General features: G+C 76.6%; 1 protein-coding gene. It reads left to right on the plus strand.

Annotated elements, in window-relative coordinates:
- Positions 1 to 1,297, plus strand: a 1,297-nt coding sequence (gene murD, locus HCN52_RS24410; protein ID WP_168090585.1) for a UDP-N-acetylmuramoyl-L-alanine--D-glutamate ligase, incomplete at its 5' end; no start/stop codon positions are given.
- Between the last annotated feature and the right edge of the window lie 156 nt (positions 1,298 to 1,453).

Here is a 1,453-nt window from a genome sequence, read left to right on the forward strand (position 1 = left end):
CGGCGGGGCCGGCCCCGCCGTCGAGGTCCGCCTCGGCGACGGCGCCACCCTCCCCGAGGGCACGGAACTGGTCGTCACCTCGCCCGGCTGGAAGCCGGACAGCCCGCTGTTCGCCGCCGCCGAGGCGGCCGGCGTCGAGGTCATCGGCGACGTCGAACTCGCCTGGCGGCTGCGCCGTCCGGCGGCCGACGGCACGCCGCCCGCCGACTGGCTGGTCGTCACCGGCACCAACGGCAAGACCACCACCGTCCAGATGCTCGCCTCGATCCTCGCCGCCTCCGGTGCGCGCACCGCGGCGGTCGGGAACATCGGCACGCCGATCATCGACGTGGTGCTCTCCGGCGAGCCCTACGACGTCCTCGCCGTCGAACTCTCCAGCTACCAGCTGCACTGGTCCCCGAGCGTCCGCGCGCACTCCGCCGCCGTGCTCAACCTCGCCCCGGACCACCTCGACTGGCACGGCTCCATGGCGGCCTACGCCGCCGACAAGGGCCGGGCCTACGAGGGCAACCGCGTCGCGTGCGTCTACAACGCCGCCGACCCGGCGACCGAGGCCCTGGTGCGCGAGGCGGACGTCGTCGAGGGGTGCCGTGCCATCGGCTTCACCCTCGGCACCCCCGGCCCCTCCCAGGTCGGCGTGGTGGAGGAGCTGCTGGTGGACCGGGCGTTCGTCGCCGACCGGCAGCGCGCCGCCGCCGAGCTCGCCGCCGTCGCCGACGTCCGACCCGCCGCCCCGCACAACATCGCCAACGCCCTGGCCGCGGCCGCGCTGGCCCGCGCCTGGGGCGTGGAGCCGGTCGCCGTCCGCGACGGACTGCGGGCGTTCCGGCCCGACGCCCACCGCATCGCCCACGTGGCGGACATCGGTGACGTGGCGTGGGTCGACGACTCCAAGGCGACCAACACGCACGCCGCGCAGGCGTCGCTGGCGGCGTACCCGTCGATCGTGTGGATCGCCGGCGGCCTGGCCAAGGGCGCCACCTTCGACGAGCTGACCGCCGGTGCCGCCGAACGGCTGCGCGGCGTCGTCCTGCTGGGTGCGGACCGGGCGCTCATCGCCGAAGCCCTGGCGCGACACGCGCCGGATGTGCCGGTGTCCGACATCGACCGGACCGACACTGGAGCGATGGCGGCCGCGGTGCGCGAGGCGGCACGGCTGGCCCGCCCCGGTGACACCGTCCTGCTGGCGCCGGCCTGCGCCTCCATGGACATGTTCACCAACTACAACGAGCGGGGCGACGCCTTCGCCGCCGCCGTACACGACCTCGTGGACGCCCCGGACGCGGACCGGAACTGATCCGGCCCGCGCCCGGGCGGGCGAGCGCCCCGCACCGGCGGGACACCCGGAGGGGACGACGATGCACCAAGACCGTTCGGCCGCCCCACCCGGCCGGGGCGGAGCCGCCCGGCCCCGTCGCGCCGACGCCCCCGCCCGGCCCCCGCAGGCACGCGC

The organism is Streptomyces bohaiensis (assembly GCF_012033785.1).
GTDB classification, from domain to species: Bacteria; Actinomycetota; Actinomycetes; order Streptomycetales; family Streptomycetaceae; genus Streptomyces; species Streptomyces bohaiensis.